At 48.0% G+C, this 24,411-nt stretch carries 19 protein-coding genes and 1 riboswitch; of the genes, 5 read left to right on the top strand and 14 right to left on the bottom strand.

Annotated elements, in window-relative coordinates; all coding sequences use genetic code 11:
• Positions 1-7 precede the first annotated feature (7 nt).
• From lon to CD05_RS0104460, 6 genes are all read right to left on the bottom strand, one after another.
• A complete protein-coding gene (gene lon, locus CD05_RS17480; RefSeq protein ID WP_051588828.1) occupies positions 8-2,416 on the bottom strand; it encodes an endopeptidase La in 2,409 nt (802 codons plus the stop codon).
• A gap of 163 nt (positions 2,417-2,579) precedes the next feature.
• On the bottom strand, positions 2,580-2,822 hold the full coding sequence (rpsR, locus tag CD05_RS0104480; protein ID WP_028509481.1) for a 30S ribosomal protein S18: 243 nt from the start codon (positions 2,820-2,822) through the stop codon (positions 2,580-2,582).
• 39 nt (positions 2,823-2,861) lie between these two features.
• Positions 2,862-3,398 carry a single-stranded DNA-binding protein gene (ssb, locus tag CD05_RS0104475; RefSeq protein WP_028509480.1) on the bottom strand — a complete coding sequence of 179 codons (537 nt, stop codon included), beginning with the start codon at positions 3,396-3,398 and terminating at the stop codon, positions 2,862-2,864.
• Between the two features lie 32 nt (positions 3,399-3,430).
• Positions 3,431-3,721 carry a 30S ribosomal protein S6 gene (rpsF, locus tag CD05_RS0104470; RefSeq protein ID WP_028509479.1) on the bottom strand — a complete coding sequence of 97 codons (291 nt, stop codon included), beginning with the start codon at positions 3,719-3,721 and terminating at the stop codon, positions 3,431-3,433.
• Positions 3,722-3,851: 130 nt separating this feature from the next.
• Positions 3,852-4,844 carry an RING finger protein gene (locus CD05_RS17475; RefSeq protein ID WP_051588827.1) on the bottom strand — a complete coding sequence of 331 codons (993 nt, stop codon included), beginning with the start codon at positions 4,842-4,844 and terminating at the stop codon, positions 3,852-3,854.
• 49 nt (positions 4,845-4,893) lie between these two features.
• Positions 4,894-5,595, bottom strand: a complete 702-nt coding sequence (locus CD05_RS0104460; RefSeq protein ID WP_028509478.1) for a zinc ribbon domain-containing protein — start codon at positions 5,593-5,595, stop codon at positions 4,894-4,896.
• A gap of 203 nt (positions 5,596-5,798) precedes the next feature.
• Between CD05_RS0104460 and prfB the strand changes: the two genes are divergently transcribed.
• From prfB to CD05_RS0104440, 4 genes are read left to right on the top strand one after another with little or no spacing between them, the layout of a single operon-like run.
• Positions 5,799-6,920, top strand: a complete 1,122-nt coding sequence (gene prfB, locus CD05_RS0104455; protein ID WP_028509477.1) for a peptide chain release factor 2 — start codon at positions 5,799-5,801, stop codon at positions 6,918-6,920.
• A gap of 13 nt (positions 6,921-6,933) precedes the next feature.
• Positions 6,934-7,734 (top strand): pyrroline-5-carboxylate reductase, encoded by an 801-nt coding sequence (gene proC, locus CD05_RS0104450; RefSeq protein WP_028509476.1) that lies wholly within the window; start codon positions 6,934-6,936, stop codon positions 7,732-7,734.
• A 56-nt stretch (positions 7,735-7,790) separates the two neighbouring features.
• Positions 7,791-8,387 carry a stage II sporulation protein M gene (locus tag CD05_RS0104445; protein ID WP_028509475.1) on the top strand — a complete coding sequence of 199 codons (597 nt, stop codon included), beginning with the start codon at positions 7,791-7,793 and terminating at the stop codon, positions 8,385-8,387.
• Between the two features lie 32 nt (positions 8,388-8,419).
• Positions 8,420-9,238 (top strand): YesL family protein, encoded by an 819-nt coding sequence (locus CD05_RS0104440; RefSeq protein WP_028509474.1) that lies wholly within the window; start codon positions 8,420-8,422, stop codon positions 9,236-9,238.
• A gap of 252 nt (positions 9,239-9,490) precedes the next feature.
• Here CD05_RS0104440 and CD05_RS0104435 read toward each other — a convergent pair whose 3' ends face one another.
• Together CD05_RS0104435 and CD05_RS19510 are read right to left on the bottom strand one after the other, a co-directional pair.
• The gene (locus CD05_RS0104435; protein ID WP_156947305.1) at positions 9,491-10,447 is read right to left on the bottom strand and encodes a cohesin domain-containing protein; all 957 of its coding nucleotides are present in this window, start codon (positions 10,445-10,447) and stop codon (positions 9,491-9,493) included.
• Positions 10,448-10,517: 70 nt separating this feature from the next.
• Entirely contained in the window at positions 10,518-12,965 is a 2,448-nt protein-coding gene (locus CD05_RS19510; protein WP_156947303.1) for an Ig-like domain-containing protein, read from the bottom strand.
• 374 nt (positions 12,966-13,339) lie between these two features.
• Here CD05_RS19510 and CD05_RS0104425 point away from each other — a divergent pair, with 374 nt between their 5' ends.
• Entirely contained in the window at positions 13,340-14,209 is an 870-nt protein-coding gene (locus tag CD05_RS0104425; protein ID WP_028509472.1) for a DegV family protein, read from the top strand.
• 86 nt (positions 14,210-14,295) lie between these two features.
• On the opposite strand, the gene CD05_RS17465 is transcribed toward CD05_RS0104425, so the two are convergent.
• The 6 genes from CD05_RS17465 to CD05_RS0104390 form a co-directional block, all read right to left on the bottom strand.
• Positions 14,296-14,898, bottom strand: coding sequence for a folate family ECF transporter S component (locus tag CD05_RS17465; RefSeq protein WP_051588825.1), 603 nt, complete (start codon positions 14,896-14,898; stop codon positions 14,296-14,298).
• 103 nt (positions 14,899-15,001) lie between these two features.
• A riboswitch (THF riboswitch) is annotated at positions 15,002-15,110 on the bottom strand.
• Between the two features lie 24 nt (positions 15,111-15,134).
• A complete protein-coding gene (pfkA, locus tag CD05_RS0104415; protein WP_028509471.1) occupies positions 15,135-16,103 on the bottom strand; it encodes a 6-phosphofructokinase in 969 nt (322 codons plus the stop codon).
• A gap of 231 nt (positions 16,104-16,334) precedes the next feature.
• Entirely contained in the window at positions 16,335-18,212 is a 1,878-nt protein-coding gene (locus CD05_RS0104410; RefSeq protein WP_028509470.1) for a protein kinase, read from the bottom strand.
• A gap of 463 nt (positions 18,213-18,675) precedes the next feature.
• Positions 18,676-19,521: a TFIIB-type zinc ribbon-containing protein gene (locus CD05_RS0104405; RefSeq protein ID WP_028509469.1), complete on the bottom strand. Its 846-nt coding sequence runs from the start codon at positions 19,519-19,521 to the stop codon at positions 18,676-18,678.
• A 508-nt stretch (positions 19,522-20,029) separates the two neighbouring features.
• Positions 20,030-22,267, bottom strand: coding sequence for a DNA topoisomerase (ATP-hydrolyzing) subunit A (locus CD05_RS0104395; protein ID WP_028509468.1), 2,238 nt, complete (start codon positions 22,265-22,267; stop codon positions 20,030-20,032).
• Between the two features lie 39 nt (positions 22,268-22,306).
• Complete coding sequence (locus CD05_RS0104390) at positions 22,307-24,298, bottom strand: toprim domain-containing protein (RefSeq protein ID WP_028509467.1); 1,992 nt, start codon at positions 24,296-24,298, stop codon at positions 22,307-22,309.
• Positions 24,299-24,411 lie beyond the last annotated feature (113 nt).

Genomic DNA, 24,411 nt, shown 5'->3' with positions numbered 1-24,411 from the left:
TTTGTTATCAGTTAGCCGTCAGCACGGCCTCTTTGCGCTTTTTGGCGCTCCTTACGGGCTTTGCAGGCTTGTTTACCTTGACAAGCGCATTTTCAAGCACTGTGGCTAAGTTGTCAGCGAAGATTATTTCAAGGCCGTTCTTTACCACATCGTCTACCTCGTCAAGGTCGCCCTTGTTCTTGGCAGGTATGATAACAGTCTTTATCTTTGCCTTGTAAGCTGCCATGAGCTTTTCACGCAGGCCGCCTATCGGCAGCACCTTGCCGTGAAGCGTTATCTCGCCTGTCATGGCAATGTCTTTTCTTACCGGTATACCCGAAAGTGCCGACACCATAGCCGTTACCATAGTAACACCGGCAGAAGGGCCGTCCTTGGGAACAGCGCCCTCGGGTGCGTGGATATGCAGATCCTTCTTCTCGTAGAAATCAGGAGCGATGCCGTACTTGTCGCACACGCTGCGGCAGTAGCTTACAGCGATCTGACCCGATTCCTTCATAACGTCGCCGAGCGAGCCTGTAAGCTCTACCTTGCCCTTGCCCTCAAGCACCAGCACCTCGAGCGGCATGAGCACGCCGCCGACAGATGTCCACGCAAGGCCGTTTACAAGACCCACCTCGTCCTTTTCAGAAGCAAGGTCAGGCAGGTATTTCTTATGGCCGAGGTATTCTTCAAGGTTTGATGCCTTGAAAACTATCTTCTTGTCGTCCTCATTTTCAAGCAGCTGCTTGACAGCCTTTCTGCAAAGAGAAGCTATCGAGCGTTCGAGCTTTCTGACGCCGGCTTCCTTTGTGTAGAAATCTATCAGCGAGTATATCGCATCAGCGCTTATCCTCATCTGAGAGGGCTTAAGGCCGTGCTTTTTGAGCTGCTTGGGGATAAGGTGCAGCTTTGCGATGTTGAATTTTTCTTCTCTTGTATAGCTTGCAAGCTCGATGACCTCCATTCTGTCAAGCAGAGGGGGTGCAACTGTGTCGAGCGAGTTTGCGGTGGTTATGAACAGCACCTCCGAGAGGTCGAACGGCAGCTCGATAAAGTGGTCTCTGAAGCCTGAGTTCTGCTCGCCGTCGAGCACTTCGAGCATAGCGCTTGAAGGGTCGCCACGGAAGTCGTTGCTCATCTTGTCTATCTCATCAAGGAGTATCACAGGGTTCTTGGTGCCTGCCTGCTTCATAGCGTCTATTATACGCCCGGGCATAGCGCCGACATAGGTCTTTCTGTGGCCTCTTATGTCGCTCTCATCTCTTACGCCGCCGAGAGAAACTCTGACATATTTTCTGTCAAGCGCTCTTGCGATGCTCCTGCCGACTGATGTCTTACCGACACCGGGAGGGCCGTAGAGGCATATCACCTGACCCTTGATATCAGGGGTCATCATTCTTACTGCGAGGTTTTCAAGCACACGCTCCTTGACCTTTTTCATACCGTAGTGGTCTTTTTCAAGTATGCTCTCTGCCTTCTTTATATCACGCCTGTCTTCGGTAGTCTCGCTCCAAGGGAGAGCAAGGCAGGTGTCGAGGTAGTTTCTTATAACGACAGCCTCCTGAGTACCCGAGGGCATCTTGACAAGGCGCTTTGCTTCTGCTGTGAGCTTATCCTTGACCTCGTCGCTTGCAGACAGCTCGCCTATCTTTGCAAGATACTGCTGAGCCTCATCGCTCTCGTCAACATCGCCGCCGTCGCCGAGCTCGTTATGCAGAGCCCTTATCTGCTCACGGATAAAATACTCACGCTGCTGGTTATCTATAGTTGAAGAAACGTGCTCGTGGATCTCACGCTCGAGCATACTCACCTCTATCTCATGGCTGAGGGTCGAGAGCAGGTAAGCAAGGCGCTCGCCGTATGTATTAAGGTCGAGCATTATCTGCTTGTCGTCTGTCGGCAGGGGTATATTGTATGCTATAGCCTCAAAAAGCTCCTTAGGAGTCTCGGCTGATGCAACATCGTAGTAGAGCTCCTTGGGAATACGGGGTATCACCTCGAGATAGTTCTCAAAAGCCTCGCTCACCTGGCGCATAAGTGCTGTGAGCTCGACCTCGCTGACCTTTTCACGGCCAATATTCACGAGCTTTATTGATGCATAAAGGCAATTGTCCCTAACCTTGACAAGGTCTAACAGCTTGCCCTTTGATATACCGTGCACCAGGCATCTGTAAACGCCGCTAGGCGACTTGATGACCTGTCTTACCTCGCCGAGTATGCCGTATTTATACAGGTCCTTCTTCTCAGGCTCCTCAACAGCAACGCTTCTCTGTGCTATAAGGAAGACAAAGCCGTCACCGTTCATTGCCTTTTTTACAGCGCTTATAGTGAAGCCTCTTGCGACCTCGAAATTAACGGTCATATCCTCAAACACCACGAGGTCTCTTGTAGGCACGCAGGGAATGAGCTTATCCTTTTCTATCTTTATTTCAGTCATAAAACCGTTCTCCTTTCCATAGTTGGTCGTCACATATTGTATATATTATAATAGCATATTTCAAGGGATTTTGCAAGTATTAATTTAAGGCTTGGATACTGGAAAATAATAAAAAAGCGAAGACACCCGAAAAAGGATATCTCCGCTTGATAGACTATATTGATCAGTCAGCTACATAAGGCAGGAGTGCAACGTGACGTGCTCTCTTGATAGCCTTTGTGAGCTCTCTCTGATGATAAGCGCAAGTGCCTGTAACTCTTCTGGGGAGAATCTTAGCTCTCTCTGTCATGCACTTTCTGAGCTTTGTTATATCCTTGTAGTCTATAGTTTCAGCTCTGTCAACACAGAACATACATACCTTCTTACGGCCTCTCTTTACAGGCCTTGCAGGTCTCTGATTTTCCATTGATCTATCCTCCTAACTGTATCGAATGTTACGTTTTTGTCAGAACGGAACGCCGTCATCGCTTATTATCTCCTCAAAATCCTCCATTCCGCCTATGGACATATTGTCCTGCTGCGGAGGCTGATTGTATTGAGGCTGGTAGTTATTCTGCTGGGGCTGCTGGTAGCTGTTCTGCTGGTAGCTGTTGTTATTATAACCGTTGTTATAATTGTTGCCGCCCTGATAAGGGTTGCCATAGCCGCCGTTGCCGCCGTCTCTCTTAGGCTCACCGGTGAAATAAGCACTGTCAACATAAACCTCTGTAACATAGCGCTTATTACCATTCTTATCGGTATAATCTCTCTTGCGAAGTTCACCTTCAACACAGATCATTCTACCTTTGCCAAAGAATCGGCCTATGAATTCAGCTTGCTGTCTCCATGCAACACAGTCAATAAAGTCAACAGGTCTCTGGCCGTTCTGGTCAGTGTAGTTTCTTTCAACTGCCACGGTAAAACTCAGAACAGGCTGACTTCCTGCCTGCTTTACTTCAAGATCCTGTGTGATCCTGCCCATTATAATAACTCTGTTAAGCATCTAAACATTCTCCATTCTTTAAGGGTCTTAGCTTACTTAAGTGTTATCAGGAAACGAATAACGCCGTCTGTGATGCCGAGTACACGCTCAAGCTCAGCCGGGAACTCAGGCTTAGCTGTGAAGTTCCAGAGAACATAGTAGCCCTCGTTTTCGTAGTTGATTGCGTAAGCGAGCTTTCTCTTGCCCCACTCGTTTGTTGTAACATCCTCAGCCTCAGCATTGATCATGCCTGTGAACTTCTCGATGAGGGACTTGATCTCCTCCTCTTCCTTCTTCAGACTGAATACGACCATTGCCTCGTAGTTTTCAGTTAACTTTGCCATTTTAAATGCACCTCCCTTTGGATTTCGCCTGTGTTTATCACAAGCAAGGATAACTTAATTATTATATCACAGGCCGAGCTTTTTGTCAACCTTGATATCTGATATATTGTAAATTTTCTGTAAATTCACGTTATGCGATGACATTATTTATCAGGAACATCAGCCCTGTGAACAGCCCGAACATGAGCGTTCCGCCAAGTATCACAGCCGGCCATGAGACACCGCCTGCAAGAGCCATTATCTGCCGGGCCTGCATATTATCGGGGTTTTCGGCCTTGATACGGCGTATCCGCTTCTTGACCGAGGAATAATACATATAGTTGACCGAGAAGCCGAGCAGCAGCCTTATCGCCCAGAAAGCGTAATAGGAAGCCTGATATATCAGCTGGAAGGTCTTGCCCTCGACGAACGGGGCGCTCTTGATGAACACCTGACCCATGAATTCCTGCGTGCCGAGGTAGATATACGAAGGCACCGAGAGCAGGAAGCTCAGGATAAGCATTATCATTCCCCTGACGTACATCTTGCGGTATAGCATATAGAACTCAGGGAACAGCACTGCTCCGAAGTTGAATGATATCTTGGTCTTCAGCTTGAAAAAGCGGAAGAATGTCGTTATGAAGTATATCGGATTGCTCCTGACAAAGCAAGCGTAATCCTCTATCGTGATGCCGTCTATCTCGGAATTCTTGTCAAGCATTATCGTGTTGGTAAAAGGCGGCACGCCCTGCTGCTGGCCGGGCTGCTGGCCTGTGCTGTTCATATCCGGATAGCGGTTGGGGGTGTACATATTGTTGAAGGGGCGCTCGGGCGGCTCGTTCTGATGAAGCGGCAGGCCGCATTTTGTACAGAACAGCATATCCGACGGGTTCTCCTCGCCGCAGCGGAAGCAGCGGATAGTCCCGCTCTCGCTCACCTTGGCAGCTGCTGCCTCCTCCTCGGTTATGGGCTTCCAGCTGTAGCCTGAAGCGTGAAGAGCCTCGTTTATGCATCTGCCCTCTTTTTTATAGCACTCTCTGTGATAAGGAGTACCGCACTCGGGGCAAACGACTATATCGTCACCATGCCTGAACTCTTCCTTGCAGGATATACAGCGTGAGCCGTAAAATCTGTTTACTTCCACTATACAGTTCTCCTTTCATTTTCTGTCTCGTTTTATGTCTCTTATGGTATTATATCTGTCTCATATTATTTCTCGCAAAGTCACGCCTTTGCATAATAGTTGATATCACCTGCTCTGATTCCGGCCTGAATTTAAACATATGCAGCCTGCACAGCGGAAAAGCCAGACTGCCGTTCTCGTCGTCTACAATAGCTGTCAGGTGAAAGCCTGTCGGAATGATACGGTAATGATGCACTATTATCCTTACATCGGTTATATTGACTAACCGCAGCACTGCGCTGTTTCTGATAAAAAGATATTTCATACCGAGCCTGAACTGGTCATTTACAAAGGGCTCTGCCGATGCGAAATCGAGCAGCACGTTCACTTCGCCGTCTGTGCCAAAGTATGTGTTGAGCCTTTTTGATGCCCCGACACGCAGCCTGTAAACGAGCCACACGAGAAGTGCAAACACCCCGCCAAAGAAAGCTCCTATAAAAAGCCCTGCGGCAACACCGGCCGCCACGATGCATAAAGCAGATATCGCAGCAAACTCAAACAGGACTATCAGAACAGGCGCTACGCCCAGCTTAGGAACACGTTTTACCTTGCAGTAGTTGCCCATATCGTTGCCGAGCTGTCTGAGCATCTGCTCATTCACCGCCGGGGCAGCAGGCCGACTGTAAGCATAGCCGCCGAGCGGCGCACCGCACCCGGTACAAAAGTTAGCATTTTCAGTTAGATTTTCTGCACCGCACACAGGACATTGCATTATAACAGACCTCATTTTTAATATCTTAGCTCAATAAAAGATATTTATTTGTAAAATGATACAATAAAAACACTTTAGATATCTATTATACCATACTTTATAAAAAAAGGAAAGAGTTTTCACAAATTTTTCTTTACTTTTTTCTAAGTTTGTTATATAATATAATGGTATGGTATATTTTTATGTGAAATAAGGAGAGAGTTATGGTATTTTTAGAAAACTTAAAGTCCGAGCTTGAAAAATACAGGCCGCAGGTCGAGGAGCTGTATTCGGTCTACGACATCGAGAATGCTAAGGAAAAGATAGACGAGCTGCACGAGAAAGCAGCCGAGCCGGGCTTCTGGGACGACACGGAGAATTCGCAGAAGGTGCTCCAGCAGACAAGGAGCTTGGAGAACAAGGTCGAAAAATACAACAAGCTCACCGCTGCCGTAGATGACATAGAGGTCATGATAGAAATGGCCGCTGAGGAAGACGACGACTCTATGGTGGAGGAGATAAACGAGGAGCTCAAAAAGCTCGGCGAGGAGCTTGAAAAGATAAAGCTCGAAACTCTCCTTAAGGGCGAGTATGACAGCCGCAACTGTATCCTCACGCTGCACGCAGGTGCAGGCGGCACAGAGGCGCAGGACTGGACAGAGATGCTCTACAGAATGTACACCCACTGGGCAGACAAGCACGGCTTCAAGGTGCAGGTGATGGATATCCTCGAAGGCGGCGATGCAGGCTACAAGAGCGCATCTATATTCATTGAGGGCGAGAACGCCTACGGCTATTTAAAGAGCGAGGCAGGCATCCACAGGCTTGTGCGTATATCGCCTTTCGACAGCTCGGGAAGCAGACACACCTCATTCTCGGCAGTTGATGTTATGCCTGAGATAGACGAGAGCATCCAGGTAGAGATACGTCCTGAGGATATCAAGATGGACGTTTTCCGTTCATCCGGTGCCGGCGGTCAGCACATCAACAAGACCTCCTCTGCTGTAAGACTTACACATATCCCGACTGGATTGGTCGCTTCCTGCCAGACACAGCGCTCGCAGGTGCAAAACAGAAAATACGCTATGATGCTCCTGACAGCACAGCTCGTTAAGATAAAGGAGCAGGAGCACCTTGACAAAATATCCGACATCAAGGGCGTGCAGAAGGAGATCGCATGGGGCTCGCAGATACGCTCGTATGTATTCATGCCCTACACCCTTGTTAAGGACACAAGAACAGGCTATGAGACTACACAGGTACAGGCAGTTATGGACGGCGACCTTGACGGGTTCATAAACGCATACCTCAAAGACCTCTCGCTCGGAAAAATAGATAAGAATTAAAGGACTTGATAATATGACAAATGTAGGATTTATTGGTGCAGGAAACATGGGCTATGCCATAATGAAGGGTATTCTTTCAAGTGATATGAAGAATGATGTAAAGCTCTTCGCATTTGACAAGTCAGAGGCTGCACTTGACAGGGCTATGGCAGCAGGTGTTACAGCAACAGGCGATGCAAAGGACGTTGTTAAGCAGTGCAAGTATGTGTTCTTTGCAATAAAGCCGCAGCAGCTCGACGAGGTGCTCGACGAGGTGGCTTCCGAGGTTGACAGCGACACTGTTATCGTGTCTATACTTGCAGGCGTGACTGACGAATACTACGCAAAGAGAACTGTTGAAAACGCAAAGGTAGTGCTCGTTATGCCCAACACTCCTTTTCTGCTCGGAGAGGGTGCTACAGCTCTTTCACACTCTGACAGCGTGACTGACGAGGAATTTGAGCTTGTGTGCAAGGTATTCGCTTCCGGCGGCATCTACTCGGTCGTTCCCAAGGACAAGATGAAGGAGATCATCGCTATCAACGGCTCCTCCCCTGCTTTTATCTACCTTTACGCACAGTATTTCATAGAGTATGCGCAGAGCGTGGGCATTGATGCTGCGGCTGCAACAGAGCTTTTTGCAAAGTCTCTCATAGGCTCTGCAAAGATGATAACCGACAGCGGCAAGACACTTGATGAGCTCATAACAATGGTTTCATCAAAGGGCGGCACGACTATCGCAGGGCTTGAACAGCTGAGAGCTAACGACCTCAAAAAGGCAGTTGACGACTGCTGCAAGGCCTGCACAAAGAGAGCATACGAGCTTTCAAAGTAATACAGGCGGACAAGTAAGCATATATATTATCTATAGATATTTTCGGGGTGATATATATGCAAAGGCGTTCAAACGCAAGGCTCGATATGTTCGTGTTCCTCATGGCGGCGGCACTTTTAGGTGTGCTTTTCGGCACGCTTGTCTGCTGCTATGCAAGTGATGATACACAGCGCTCGCTCGGGCTGATAAATGATGATTTTCTAAGCTCACGGCTAAGCTCCGGGCTCGGGCCTATGATACTCAAGTCTTTCGGGACAGGGGCGCTGTTCATGGCGGCGGTTTTCCTGCTCGGGCTGTGTGCTCTGGGGCAGCCATTTACTGTGCTGGTGCTCGTTTGCAGGGCGGTCGGCATAGGTGCGGCGGCGGCTTCGGTGTTCTCGGCATACGGCAAGGAGGGGCTTAAAGTCTTCTCGTTCCTGCTTCTGCCTGAGAGCGCAGCAGGGCTTATGATACTCATTCTCGCTGCAAGAGAGTCGATATCCATGTCGGGCATAGTTTTCAAAACGCTTACCGGCAGCACGACCGACAGGCAGCTGTGCGACATCACAAAGCTCTACTCGGTAAAGATGCTCGTACTTCTCTCATGCACAGGGGCGGCAGCTCTTTTGCAGAGCGTGATAACAATAATATATAAAATGATATTTGCCGTATAGCGGCATTACAAACAACAAAGGAAAGTGAAATTATGGGATTATTCTCAAACTACAACAGCGCAGGCCCCGGCGTGCCTAAGGCGCCGCAGGAAAAGGTGGGGCTTTTCAAGTTTATGGAAGTCTACGGGCGCAGGATGTGGGTGCTCATGGGGCTCAACCTCATATATCTGCTCGCCTGCATACCGATTATAACCATAGGCCCTGCGACCGCAGGCATGACCAAGGTCGCAAGAAACTACTCGCAGGAGCGCCACGCTTTTGTATGGCAGGATTTCTGGGAGGCCTTCAAGAAAAACTTCAAGCAGAGCTTCATCATGGGGCTGATAGACATTATCTTCGTGGTGGCATTCATAGTAGCAGTGCCTTCATACAGCATATGGGCGCAGCAGAACAAGATGATGTATATCCCCTTTGTGATGTGTCTTATGTGCGTTATCGTCTTCTTTATGATGCATTTTTACATCTACCTGATGATAGTATCAACGACACTGAGCCTGCGTCAGATATTCAAAAACGCATTCTTCTTAACCAGCCTCGGGCTTAAGCAGTCGCTCGTTACGCTGCTGGTATGGCTGATGATATCATTTATGATGATAACCATGCTGCCCTTCTCGCTGTTTATCATGCTTTTCTGGACATCGAGCTTCTTATGCTTTGTGACCTGCTTCAACTGCTATCCGGTAATAAGAAAATACGTTATCCAGCCCTACTACGACAAGCTCGGCGAGGACAATCCTGAGTTTGACTATCTCAAAAACGACGAAGAAGCGTTGTTTGAGGACATGGGCGGCAAGGAAGCACCTATCGAGGAAGAAAAAAAGCCAAAGAAAAAAGGCAAGAGAATAAAATAAACCTAAAGGTCTGCATATTGCAGGCCTTTATTTTTACGCAAAAAAGGCCTGTGCATCACGCACAGACCTTTTAGGCAACACCGCACGACCCCTGTGCATCAGATGCGCCGTCCAGATTTTCGTCAGATTGCCTAAATTCGACGCAGGCTTGCTGACGCAAGTCAAGGAGAATTTGGGTAATATGACGGAAAGCTGGCAAGCAGATGATGTGCAGAGGCGTTAGCCGCGGGTCGTGCGGTGTTGCCTTTAGTATTATTTTTCTTTCTTTATTCTGAACACAAGCCACACAGCGAGCACGATGCCGCACAGGCCGACAAATGCCAGCACTGCTATGATGCCTTTCTTGCTGCCGGTATCCTTATCATCAGGCGATGAGGAGCTGTCAGACGAAGCCGCAGCAGACACGGTGGTCGTTGTAGTATCTGATATGTCGCCGGGCTCTGTTACCGTCACATCTGTAGATACAGTCTCGGTCTGCGAGTCTGATGTCCTGGTAGTCTTGCTCGTCTTATCAGGCTCGGACGAGTCGTCCTTGTCCTTGGTGGTAGACTCGGACTTCTTTGTCTCAGACGACGTACTGCTCGTTTGAGACTGCGTCTCGCTCGGCTTGGTAGTCGTTGTATCTGTATCCTTGCCCTTTGTGGTCACGGCCTTGGTCGTCGTCTTCTTTTCCTTTGCAGTGGTCGTATCGGCTGACGTGGTGGTCGTAACAGGCTTTGTCGTCTCGGCAGACTTTCCGCCGGTGACAGTCACCTTGCCCTCTGACACATCAAAGTCAAGCGGATAGCCGTAAGCGTCTATACAGTCCTCCTCCTCATAGAAAAGCGAGAAATCATAGTCGCCCGAAACTGCGTCCCTGTCACACGAGAATGTAAGCCTTGCAAATGTGCCTTCATCAGCCACGCCCATACCTGACGGGTCTATCCACAGGAAGGTAAACGGCTCGTAGTCCTTATTACCCATTACAACGCCGCTGAAATCGACCTCCTGCGCATCCGTGAGCGTGAATACGGAAGCATCGTACTTTACAAACAGCCTTGCAGCCGTGAGCTTTGTGCTGTCGCTGACACTTACATCTATAGTCACCTCGTCGCCTGCCTTGACAGACCCCGAGGAGACGGAGAACAGCCCGTCATATGCGCTCACACACGGCACACAAGCACAGGCAAGTGCAGCAGCCGCTGCCGCGCTGAAAAATCTTTTAAACATAATATCACCATAACAAAAGCAGCAGAGCGAGCCCTGCTGCTTTTTTATCAAGCTAAAAAGCTATTTTACATTATTTCCTCTTCTTGAAGATAGCAAGTGCGCCGATAGCTGTTGCAAGTGCGCCGAATGCTGCAGCTGCACCAGTTACAGGGTTGCTTGTAGAAGGAGTTGTAGCGCCGTTGTTGCCGCCGTTGGACTTGCCGCCGTTGGACTTGCCGCCGTCAGACTTGCTGTCCTTGTCGCCGTCTGTGTCGCCGTCCTCGTCGCCGTCCTCGTCGCCGTCTGCGTCAGCATCGCCGTCGTCGCCTTCACCGTCTTCATCTTCGCTGCCGAGTGCAGGGATAACTTCTGTCTCAGTCTCGCCGCAGATGCTGCAGGTGCGGGTTCTCTCGCCTTCCTCGTCCTCTGTAGCTTCCTTAGTTACTTCCCACTCGCCCCAGTCATGGCCGGTAGCTTCAACTGTCTCTGTGACCTTAGCCTCGAAGCCGTCTTGGAACTTAGCAAGGTATGTTACAGAACCGTCAGTTGTGCAGGTAGCATCTACAGACTCAACAACTTCGATATCAGTTGTTTCGAGATCATTTGTATGAGAAGGATCATTCTTGCAGACAAGAGTTGCCTTGCAAGCAGTGTGATCGTCGTTGAATGTTACGCTCTCCTCATCGAGCTCCCAGTCATGGCCTATAGCAGGAACAACTGTGTCTTCCTCAGTTATCTCCTCAGTGCCGGCCATATCCTTGAAGAGCTTGCCGTCGTCTCTTACATAGTAGAGAATGTTGCCGTCTTCCTCACAGGTAGGATCCTTAGCCTCAACAGCCTCATATGTATGGTTCTTAGCAGCAGTTGCCTCAGTCTTTGTCTGCTCTGCGAATGCAGGGTTTGTAAATGTTGCGGTGAACTTGGACTCGCCGCCTGCTTCGTATGTAGCCTCTGTGATAACTGTCTCTACAGCGTCAACTGTCTCAGTCTCAACGTGTGTAGAATCGTTCTTGCAGACTCTCTTAGCTGTGCAGGTCTTGTTGTTTGCGCCCCATTCATATGTAGGCTCATAGTAGTCATGGCCTGTAGCAGGGATAGTTACGGCAGCAAGTGTTATCTCCTTAGCAGTTGCAGGATCGTTGCTGTCATAGAGCTTCTCGCCGTACTTGTAGTACTCGATGTTGCCGTCCTCTGTGCAAGTAGGATCCTTAGGCTCTACACGATCAGGAAGGATCATCTCGATCTTATCGCCGGACTTGAGCTTAACGCCGCAGTCAGAGCAGTAAGTATCGCCTGTGTAGCCTTCCTTGAAAAGTCCCGGCTCTACAGCGTCTCTAACCTCTGTATGAACGTGGTTGGAAGGAGATGTCTCGCCCTCGAATGTCTCTGTATCCTTCTCACCGCATATTGAGCAGCTGTAGTAGTAAACAGCCTTCTCTGTGCAGGTGCCCTCTGTCTTGAGGTACTTGGCAGAAACGTCCTTCTTGGTGAAGTCATGTGCCTTCTTAGGTATAACTATATCAGCCTCAGTAAGCTCTGTCTTGCCTTCAGCATCAGCAAAGAGCTTGCCGCAGTCGCTGCACTCATAGTGCTCCTTGATGCCTGTCTCTGTGCAGGTAGAATCATAACCGTCCACCTTAGTAAGAGTATGTGTATGAGCAACAGTTACCTTAACTGTCTTGGAAACCTTGCCGGCAGTAACTGTGATGTTTGTAACACCCTCAGCAACAGCGGTAACAACGCCGGAAGCGTCAACTGTAGCGATCTTTGTATTGCCGCTCTTATATGTAACTGTCTTGTCAGTTGCGTTATCAGGATCTACTACAGCAGAGATAGCCTTTGTAAGGCCTGCCTTTGCAAACTCGATGATAGAAGGAGTAACTGTTACGTCCTTAACAGCGACCTCAGCGGCATTTACCTTAACGGAAGCAGCTGTTACGTTAGCATCAACAGTCTTGGAACCGCCGCCCTCAGATGCAGGGATAAGCTGCTCGAACTGAACCTTGTCAAGGTCGATATAATATGTCTTGGCAGAAGCGCCTTCCTTTACCTTGAATGTTACCTCAAGGACATCACCTGAATCAGTGTAGTTGCCGTCATCCGGATCAGGCATCCAGAGGAAGTGAGCAGAGCCTGAAGTAGCTTCCTTAGGGCCGGTTATCTGGCCGAACATGAATCTGCCTTCGTCATATAACTCATCCATCTTATCAGCTATGTACTTATTTCTCTTGGAAGCAGAAGTGATGTCAGACGGAACTTCGATATAAGGATATGTACCATTCTCAGTATCCTTTGTAGGAACGAATTCAAGTGCCTTATCATCATATGTGATATCAAACATGAAACCGCCCAGACCGCCGGTAGTGTTTGTTAGATCAACTGTAACGGTGATCTCATCACCGGGTTCAACAACTGTCTTTGAAGCGACAAGCTTTACGTCAACGGAATCGCCGGCAGCGGCTGCAGGCATTACGCCCATAGTGGAGAATACGAGGGTCGCAGCTGCGCACATTGCCATAGTTCTCTTAATACTCTTCAACTTATAAACAGTCCTTTCACATAAAAAATTTGACCTGAATCAAAAACACGCAGGCTGCATCAGGACACAGCTCACCTATTTTCATTCATTCATACTAAATATTTTATCACAAAAAATTCACTTTGTCAAGCAAATTTAGCTAAATATTACAGCAATATTACAATTTGTCACATCATACAAAACAGCGTACAGTAATTTATCTATATTTGCGTCGCAGCAGCGTGTTTTCAGGGGCTTTTATGCAACTATTCCCAAGTTAACATAAAATTTACATTTGACTTCTCAAAGAACTATACAAATGTCTAAAAATATGCTATAATATTTTTATACATATGTATAATCATATGGATAATCTACGATTTGGGGGCATTAAAATGAGTGATATAAGCTACAGGCTCTATTCGGATTCGACCTGTGACCTTTCAAAGGAGATACTTGACACAATGGACGTCAAGCTGTTCAACCTCGCCTTTGAGGTAGACGGGAAAACATATATAGGTGACGAGATGACCCTGCCTGAATTCTACAACGCCATGAGAAACGGCGCTATGACAAAGACCTCGCAGGTATCCCCTCAGACCTATGAGGAGGAGTTTGAAAGGTGCATAAACGAAGGCTTTGACATTCTGCACCTCGGCTTTTCATCGGGTCTTAGCGGCAGCTATCAGGCGGCCTGCATAGCAAGGGACAATCTGCTTGAAAAATACCCCGATGCAAAGATAGTGCTGGTAGATTCGCTGTGTGCTTCCACCGGGCAGGGGCTGCTGCTGATAAAGGCTGACAGGCTGAGGCGTGAGGGCATGGGGCTTTCAGAACTCGGCGAGTGGCTGGAGGAGAACAAGCTCCACACCTGCCATGTATTCACAGTCGATGACCTTGAATATCTGAGGCGCGGCGGCCGTGTTTCGAGGACTGCTGCCGTTGCAGGGTCAATACTCGGCATAAAGCCCGTGCTGCACGTTGACAACGAGGGTCATCTTATCCCCCTTGGCAAGATAAGGGGCAGAAAGCAGTCGCTCAACAAGCTGATAGAGCTTATCAAGGAGCGCTGCGGCGACTGGGACAACAGCGAGGTATGCATCTGCCACGGTGACTGCATTGAGGACGCAGAATACTGTGCTGACAAGATGCGTGAGCTTTTCGGCAAAAAGACAAAGGTCAACATCTGCTACACAGGTGCAGTAATAGGCGCACACTCAGGCCCCGGAACGATAGCACTGTTCTTTATGGGCGACAAGAGGTAAGCAGCGCATACTTCGTATGCTGAAAAATTCAGAATACAGAATAAAGAATGACCCCGAGGTTTTTCCTCGGGGCTTTTATGTGTTATTTATGATGCTTTAGCACTGCTTTTTGATGTGCGCTTGTATGCTGCAAGGCATATGGGGAGAAGTATGAACAGCAGCGGCAGATCGGCTGCAAGCTCGATAAGGTTCTTTAAAACTCTTGCCTTGATAGCTGTGCTGTATGCAGCCGCAGGGATAAAGCCGTAGTGCATATTGAGCTTTGTGTTGATAAGCAGGTTTATGATGATAACATCAAGCAGTCTTGCTACAGTTGCTTTGACAAAGAGGGAGATATCCTTGCCCTTTACTTCCATAGGAGTTTCACGCTTGTAGTAGAGGCATATGCCGTAGATAAGACCCTGGAGTCCTGCAACGAGTGTATACATCGGCAGGAAAGCGCCTGTCGGGTGAGCGATATAGCCCACAACGTCACACACAAGGCCTGCGCCGAAGCCCACAGTAGGCCCGAAGAGCATTCCTATAACTGCGATAGCGATAAATGCGAAGTTGAGCTTTGCATAGCCGATATCGATCGAGAACATCTCGATTATCATAGACAGGGCGATAAACATACCCGTCACGGTGATAGTCTTTACCGACTTGAATTCCTTAGCAGAATCAGCGAACATCTTGAAAAAGTTTTTCATTACACATCTTCCTTCCTTTGTGTCATGCTGAGATAACAAAGTAAAACGGCCTTGCGATCACCCGAAAATGAACGCAAAGCCGCAATAAAGCCTTGTTAATACATTCAGCGGGATGCGAGTTACGAACCGCAAAGGCAGATATCATCTGCTTTTTCGTCCGACGGACAACTCCCCGTTCCGACGGCACTTGACGCTCGTAGCTCTACTCTGTTTTTTTATATCAATATCCTGAAATATCAATATGCTGTATCATAGAATACATCATACCTGTGGTCAAGGAAGGGCTTCTTCATTGCAAGACCCTCCTGCAGGTCGATGTCATATACCTTGCCGTCCTTAAGGCCGACGATCCTGTTGCCTATGCCCTGTTCGAGCAGCTCAACAGCATGGTAGCCCATCTCAGTAGCAAGAACTCTGTCACGAAGTGTAGGCGAGCCGCCTCTCTGAACGTGGCCGAGGATAGTAACTCTTGACTCGATGCCTGTCATCTCCTGGAGAGACTTGGCTATATTCTCAGTCTGGCCAACGCCCTCAGCAACAACGATGATGAAGTGGTGCTTGCCGTTCTTGGAATTCTTTACCTTTACCATCTTGGCAGCGATAGCATCAAGGTCATACTCACGCTCAAGTGTGATAACAGCCTCAGCACCAACAGCGATGCCGACATTGACAGCTATATAGCCTGCCTTTCTGCCCATTACCTCAACTACCGAGCAGCGGTCATGAGACTGAGTTGTGTCACGGAGCTTGTCTATCATCTCCATAGCTGTGTTCATAGCTGTGTCGTAGCCGATAGTATACTCTGTACACTGTATATCGTTATCTATAGTACCGGGAAGACCGATACAGGGAATGCCTGCGTTTGAAAGGTCACCGGCGCCTCTGAAAGAGCCGTCGCCGCCGATAACAACAATACCTTCAAGGCCGAGCTCATCGCAGACAGCCTTGCCCTTCATAACACCTTCCATATTGCGGAACTCAGGGCATCTTGCTGTATAAAGGCAGGTACCGCCACGCTGGATGATACCGGAAACAGTCCTTGCGTTCATCTCAACGAATTCCTTATTGAGAAGGCCTACATAACCTCTCTGTATACCTATTACCTCAATACCCTTGGTAAGAGCTGATCTTGTTACCGCTCTTACTGCGGCGTTCATTCCCGGAGCGTCGCCCCCGCTTGTAAGAATACCGATCTTCTTTGCCATAATCATTCTCCATCCTTTTACGAAGATTCTGCCTTGATTTGGACATTTTCCATAACCAAAGCAAGCCTTTGTTATACAATTTACGCAAACGTTTTCTTAATCACCAAGTTATATCATAACACAAAGCAGGTGCGATGTCAAGGCTTTAAAATTTATTTTACACTTTATTTAAACTATATAAATCCTGCCCCGACACGCACAAATCGCCCCATTGCGGGGCGAGTGTGTTGTTTACTCATTATCCTGCTCCTCGTTGTCAGGCTCCGTCTCCTCAGGGGGCTCGGTCTCCTCGGGGGCAGTTGTCGTCTCAGGCTCGGTCGTAGTCGTCGTCTCCTCGGTGGTGGTGGTAGTTTCCTCCTCGGTCGTCGTCGTCACGATAGAGGTCTCCTGCTCGCCGGTAGAGACATATACTATAAGTTCCTCGCCGTTCTTGACGTTTATCTGGTCATTAACATTCTTGCTGAGCTTTACGATGCTGCCCTTTGACTCGCTGCTCTCAGTCTCAACGACGTTATACTTTATCCTCAGCTCGCCAAGCAGCTTAAGATAATTCTCCTGCGTATAGCCTGCAAAATCAGGAACGGTTGAATACTCTGAGCCCTGGCACACCTTAAGGGTCAGCTTATGGCGCTTTGTCGGGTCATACTCGGTATTAGCCGGTATGCTCTGCTCGGTTATTATGCCTGCGTCATACTCGTCAGAATAGAAAGGCTCAACTATGACCTCAAACGAATTGCCGAGCTTCTCGGTCACGCCGTCATATCTGTAGCCCACAAGGTCAGGCATGAATGCGCCCGTGCCGTAGCCGCTGTCAGATGATTCTTCAGGTGTTTCCGAGCTGCTGTCGGGCTCTGCGATCTTCTCCGAGGTAACAGTCGTCTTGACTGCCGGGTTGCTGTCGGCCAGGCTCGATGAACTGCCGTTGTCGTTTGACATTATCTGATAAAGCAGCACCAGCGCCACACCAAGAAGTGCCACAAGCCCCACAAAGCCTGCTATGACTACCTTATTGCTGGGCTTTTTAGGCTCTTCCTTTTGCTGCCTTGCCTGCTGTCTGGGTCTTTCGTTGTTGTTTCTGTAATTCCTCACCTCGGCGTTTGCCTTGGCTATCGGAATAGTCTGCGTCTGGCCTTTTCTGTGCTCGACATACTCAGGCTGCTCGAAAAGCGCTGTCACGAGCTCGGTGATAGTCTGTATCCTCTCCTCGCCTCTTACAGCAAGGCCTTTCATGAGCACCTTTGATACTCTCGGCGGCACCTGCGGGTTGACCCTTGCAGGCTCGGGCATGGTATCGTTGTTTATCCTGGTCAGCGCATCGAGCGGCACAGTGCCGGTAAGTATCCTGTAAAGCACTGCCGAGATAGCGTAAACGTCTGTCCATGTGCCCTGCCAGTCGAGCGAGGAATACTGCTCGGGAGCGGCATAGCCTGAATAGAACTCAGGCGAAAGCGCTGTATTCGAGGTTCTTATCGAGCTTATACAAAAGCCTGTGAGCCTGAGCTCACCGTTTATAGTTACGATTATATTCTCAGGAGAAAGCCCCCTGTGGATTATCCCTGCGTTATGTATTATAGAAAGCGTCGTGAACACCGGCACGAACAGCTTCTTTACCTGCTCCCACGAGAGGAAGCCTGTATTTGACTGCAAGAACTTCTTTAAAGATACGCCCTCGATATATTCAAGGATAACGTAAGCCGTATTGTTCTCATAGAGCATATCCTTGGCTGTGACCATGTGATTGAGGTTCCTCATGCGTGAGAGAGCCTTGTTCGTCTCGACAAACTCCTGCATAAAGGTCTTATACTTAGCCAGGCAGTCGGAATTGACTATGATATTATTGCTGCCCCTGTCTCTCTCGCAGAGGGTATCGGGCATATATTCACGGCATACTACCTTTTCTTTAGCCACCGAGTCATAGCATATATACGAAGCGCCCTCGCCGTTATATGAGAGCATCTTGCCTATGATATATCTGTTATCGAGCACCGTGCGAGGTGCAAGGTAGGAACGCAGGTAGGCTGCATCATCGGTATATTTGCAATAATGGCACACGCCGTTCTCATCGAGCTCATTCATACAGCCCATACAGAGTCTTATTGCTCTTTCCATTGACGCCCACCCCTTTCTTTACAAAATATCGCACAATACTATAATACCAATAATCCCTGACAAAGTCAAGGAAAACCCGTCATTTGTGAGATTTGAGCAATAATTTGTAGCATTTTTGTAATTCTTGAACAAATGATAAACTGTATCCATATAAAGGAAACGAAAAAGACACTGTACTCACAAGACAGACGACAAAGACGACAAAGACGAAGAAGAAGACAATAAGTCATTTACCTTGTCTTCTTCATTTCCATTGTCATTATCATTTTCCTTTTCATTATCTTTTTCATTCACATTGTCATTAGCATTATCATTATCATTTACATTATCATTTACATTATCAGTATCGTTTCGTACTTTTTCGTACTACGAAAACATACGACCGTATACGCTCGCATAATACCGCATACAAAAAGGCACATTTGCCATACGACTGACAAAAGTGCCTGTTACTTATCTTATATCACGAAAAGCTCATATCCGTCGGGAAAACATCGGCGGAGGTTATATATTCGAGCTTATCATCAGGGTCAAACACTGCCGTGATGACTACCGCCCAGCTGTCGCCGTTGTCTGCATGGTAGTAATACTTGAAGACATAGGTCTTGCCGAGGATACGGTAGGTTATGCTGTAGGGGTCGATGCCGAGAGTATCGAGCACCTTTGAGAGCTTGTCGCCCTCGTCAAAGTTATCTATGGATATCTTGCCGTCGGTCTTGACACCCTTATGGTTCTTTTCGAGCAGCTTGATATTTGTATAGGTAACGCTGGTGATATCATTATCATCATCGACGCTGACTGTGATAGCCCATTCGGGGTACTTGACCTCATCTACCTTTACATCGTCCTCAGACTCATAGATATAGTCAAACCCGAAGGCATAGTTGACACCGTCGAAATCCGACTCCTCTTTCAGGTGGAGGTCGAGCTTGTCCTCAGCGGTCGTGACAGGCTTATTGATATACTCGGCTATCTTCTCGGCAGTCTTCTCACCGCCGCCGCCCATGACCTTGACGATTATCACGATTATCAGTATAATTATCGCCAGAGCACCGACAGCTATACCGAATATTTTCAGCTTTCTGAGCAGCTGCCCCTTATCGGACGCAGCCTCGCCTGACGATGACAGCGAGCCCTTTGACCTGCCAAAAAGCGAGAGCTCTGTGCGTTCCTTTTTACGCTCGCTGCTTTTTTTCGGCGAAAAGAGCGACACCTTTGACTTGCCGCTGTCTTCCTTAAGCACAAGGCCGCAGTTTTTGCAGACGGCATCGTTATCGCCGACTGTCTTATGACACTTCGGACATTCCATATTTCCTATCCCCCGTTCATAGCCGCACATATCACGGCATATATATGCTCAATCTTATAATAGCACAAAAAGATAAAAATGTCAAATATATTTCAGAAAGCAAGAATAGCCCCTAATGAATGGGCTATTCTTGCTCATTTTTAATAATACTTATAACAACGAGTACATTGATATGACTTCCCATTATACTCATTCTTTAATCTATATAGTTTGCCTTCACAATATGGGCAGATTTTACGGTTGTCCTTCACAAGCGGATCTTTAAGTCTTTCAACTGTATTTGTTCCGTATTTTTCGTCAAAGGCTTTATCACCGTGCAAAAGAAGAAAATCATTTCTTTAAATGAATTAGCATCGCTCATATTATCCCCTCATTCAAGTATAAAACATAAGCTAAACCTTAGCCTCGTTCTTTATTTATCGGCGTTGCATTAACAGCTGTAATACTTGCAGGTGCATTACTCTCATCTTTTATAATATTACATCACAAAAGTATGCAATAACCATTACTAAAAATGCAGCTGGTCGGGGTCTTCAACGTCCTTTGCAAAGCTGCCGGCAACGGGGATATTCTTGACGACATACTTTGAGAGCTCCCCTGCCGTCTGCTCGTCCACCATAAACGCCTTATCGAGCAGGCTCTTGGCTTTGAGGGTCATGCACTGAACGCCCTGAGTGTCTCTTGCAGCCTTGGGGTTTATGAGCGCTGTGTCAAAGATTATCATTCTGCCGTTTGACGAGCGCAGCATGAGCAGGCCGTTCTCCTCGACAAAGAATATATCAATGAGCTTTGCCTTTGTGCCGTAGGCATTGGCGAGCTTCTTACGGTTGGTCTTTGTAGCGTATGCAGACAGCGGCACCTTAGCGCACTTGCCGTTTTCAAACACGAAGATAAGATAGCCTGAATAATCAGTCGTGGTTATCATCTTGACTACATTAGAGCCCTCGTCAAAGCCGAGCTTTGCAGGGATAAAGTCACCAAGCGTGCTTGCCTTTGTGTCTGAGAAGTCAGAGCCACGGGATTTGAATACTGTGGCGTTATCAGCAAAGAAAAGTATCTCGGTCTTGTTTGTAGCCTCGACTGTCTGGCTGATAAAGTCGCCCTCCTTGCACTTCTGCTCGCTTGACATACGAAGCGACTGAGGGGTTATCTTCTTGAAATAGCCGCTTTGCGACATGAAGAATGTACACTGATAATCGGGGGTGTCGTCCTCCTCCTCGACCTCCTCAACATCTGACGAGTAGTAGAACTGTGTCTTTCTCTCCTGGCCGTATTTCTTGATGACTTCTTCAAGCTCGCTCTTGATGAGCTTCTTTATCTTTCTGTCGCTGCCTAAGATATCTTCAAGCTCTGCAATGTCATGCTCGAGCTCGTCAGTCTCGGCAGTCTTTTTGAGTATATACTCACGGTTCAGGTGGCGCAGCTTTATCTCTGCGACATACTCAGCCTGCACCTCGTCGATAGAGAAGCCTATCATAAGGTTTCCGATGACCTCCGATTCTTCCTCGGTCTCACGGATTATCTTTATAGCCTTGTCGATATCAAGAAGTATCTTGCCAAGACCTTTGAGCAGGTGCAGCCTTTCCTTCTTGCGCTCGATATCGTAAGCTGTGCGTCTCTTGACACAGTCGGTGCGGAAGGCTATCCATTCGTCCAGAATTTCGTACACACCCATAACCTTCGGGTAGCCGTGAACGAGCACGTTGAAATTGCAGGGGTATGCGTCCTGCAAGGGGGTCAGGCGGTAGAGCTTCTGCATGAGCTTGTCGGGGTCTGTGCCGCGCTTAAGGTCAATTGCTATCTTTAAGCCTGTGATATCAGTCTCGTCACGCACATACTGTATCTCTCTTATCTTGCCGGCCTTGACAAGTGCGACTATCTTCTCGATTATCGCTTCAATAGTCGTGGTAGCAGGTATCTCGGTTATCTCGATAAGGTTGCCGTCCTTGATATACTCATATTTAGCACGCAGCTTTATAGAGCCACGGCCTGTGCGGTATACCTTGTCAAGCTCGGCCTCGTCGTAGAGCATGAAAGCTCCTCCCGGGAAGTCGGGGCCCTTGACTATTTCAAGGAGGTTTGTGTCCTTATCACGCATAAGTGCGATAGCCGCCTCGCAGACCTCTTTGAGGTTGAAGGGGCAGATAGCCGACGCCATAGAAACGCCTATGCCGACGTTTGCGTTTACAAGAATTGAGGGGAAAGATGCCGGCAGAAGCAGCGGCTCCTGCATGGTGTTGTCGTAGTTAGGCACGAAATCGACTGTGTTCTTGTCGATATCCTTGAAAAGCTCGTTGCAGATAGGTTCGAGCTTTGCCTCGGTATAACGGGGGGCAGCGCAGGCCATATTTGCAGAATACGCCTTACCGAAGTTGCCCTTGCTCATTATATACGGGTGCAGCAGTGCCTCGTTGCCCCTTGCAAGACGCACCATTGTATCATAGATAGCCTGGTCGCCGTGGGGGTTAAGGCGCATAGTCTGGCCGACGATGTTAGCACTCTTTGTAAGCCCGCCGGTGATAAGCCCCATTTTGTACATGGTGTACAGCAGCTTTCTGTGCGAGGGCTTGAAGCCGTCTATCTCGGGGAAAGCTCGTGAAACTATTACGCTCATAGCGTAGGGCATATAGTTCTTTTCAAGCGTCTGTGTTATAGGCTCGTAAGCGACCTGTCCTGCGCCTGCGATATATGCGTCCATAGCGTTAACTGGGCGCTTGGGTTCTTCTGTCTTCTTTTTTCTTGGCATAGTTCTTATTCCTTTATATTATTATCCTAAGTATTTGTATCAGCTGATATCAGCCATATCAAGGTAATCAGCGCCGTTATTGGTGATGAATTCCTTTCTTCCTGCAAGGTCGTCGCCGAGCAGGATATTAAACATCCACTCGGTCATCTCCGAATCGGTCGGCTCGACCTTTATCAGGCGGCGTGTGTCAGGGTGCATGGTCGTGAGCGCCATCATCTCGGGCTCGTTCTCACCAAGACCCTTTGAACGCTGGATAGTATACTTTGCATCGCCTATCCTGCTTAGTATCTCGTTTTTCTCGGGCTCGTCGTAGGCAAAGTATTTCTTTTCCTTCTTGCCCTCTTTTGCGGTTATCTCAAAAAGCGGTGTCTCTGCGATATACACATAGCCCTCGTCGATAAGACGTGGTGTCAGGCGGTAGAGCATAGCTAAGATGAGCGTTCTTATCTGGAAGCCGTCGTAGTCGGCATCGGTGCAGATTATTATCTTGTTCCAGCGCAGGTTGTCGATATTGAAATATGAAAGGTCTTTGTTCTTGCTGGTCTTGACATCAACACCGCAGCCGAGAACTCTTATAAGGTCGGTGATTATCTCAGATTTGAATATACGGTCATAGTCGGCCTTAAGGCAGTTGAGTATCTTGCCTCGCACCGGCATAACAGCCTGGAACTCGGCATCTCTTGCCATTTTTACAGAGCCGAGAGCCGAATCACCCTCAACTATATAAAGCTCTCTCTTTGCAAGGTCTTTTGAACGGCAGTCAACGAACTTAGCCACCTGGTTTGCAAGGTCTATCTTGCCCTGGAGGTTCTTCTTTATGTCTATCCTCGACTTTTCAGCCTTCTCACGGGAGCGCTTGTTGATAAGCGCCTGCTCTGCGATACGGTTTGCTTCGTCGGGGTTCTCTATGAAATACACTTCAAGGTTGTGCTTTAAAAATTCTGTCATGCACTCCTTGATGAACTTGTTTGTTATAGCCTTCTTGGTCTGGTTGGCGTAGCTCGTCACCGTCGAGAATGAGCTTGACACGAGCACCAAGCTGTCTGACACGTCCTCGAACTTGATAGCCTTCTCGTTCTTTAAATACTTGCCTGCGTCCTTGATATATGTGCTTATCTGGTTTGTGAATGCGAGCTTTACTGCGTCCTCGGGTGAGCCGCCGTGTTCAAGGAAGCTCGAATTGTGGAAATACTCGGTAGTTGCCACCTTATTCGAGAAGGTAAAAGCAACATTGAGCCTTACCTTGTATTCGTCCTTGTCCTCTCTGTCACGTCCTTTGCGGTCGCCTGTGAAAAGCTGCACAGACGAGAGCGTCTGCTCGCCTGCTATCTCCTTTACATAATCGACGATGCCGTTCTCGTATAGATATTTTATCTCCTCGAAGGAGTTGTTCTCACGCTGTATCTTAAGAATGAACTCTACATTCGGGTTTACTACCGCCTGCTTTTTGAGCACGTCTTCAAAATACTCACGCTCGATATTCGTGTCTGTGAATACATCAAGGTCGGGCAGCCAGCGTGTGACTGTGCCTGTGCGTTTGCCCTTGAATTCTTCCTTTGTAAGGCCGCCGATATTCTCGCCCTTTTCAAAGTGAAGCGAATACTTAAAGCCGTCACGGTAAACGGTAACGTCCATATACTTTGAAGCGTACTGTGTAGCGCAGGCACCGAGACCGTTAAGACCCAAGGAATACTCATAATTATCGCCCGAGTTATTGTCAAACTTACCGCCTGCATACAGCTCGCAGTAAACGAGCTCCCAGTTATAGCGCTTTTCGACTGTGTTGTAATCAACGGGGCAGCCACGTCCGAAATCCTCTATCTCGATAGAGCCGTCGTTAAAGACAGTAAGAACTATCTTATTGCCGTGTCCCTCACGAGCCTCGTCGATAGAGTTTGAAAGTATCTCGAAGACCGAGTGCTTACAGCCCTCGATACCGTCCGAGCCGAAGATAACTGCCGGGCGCTTTCTTACTCTGTCAGCACCTTTGAGTAACTGAATATCCGCATCTGTATATTTTTTCTTTGCCATAGCTGCCTCTTTCCTTTACATATAAACTAAGCCGTATTTTTCCAAAATCAAATATTATTATATCATAAATGGCGCAGCTTTGCAAGTGTAAATTTTTAAACTAAAAAAATACT

The organism is Ruminococcus sp. NK3A76, assembly GCF_000686125.1.
GTDB lineage: Bacteria > Bacillota > Clostridia > Oscillospirales > Ruminococcaceae > NK3A76.
This window is presented reverse-complemented; position numbering and strand designations above follow the sequence as displayed.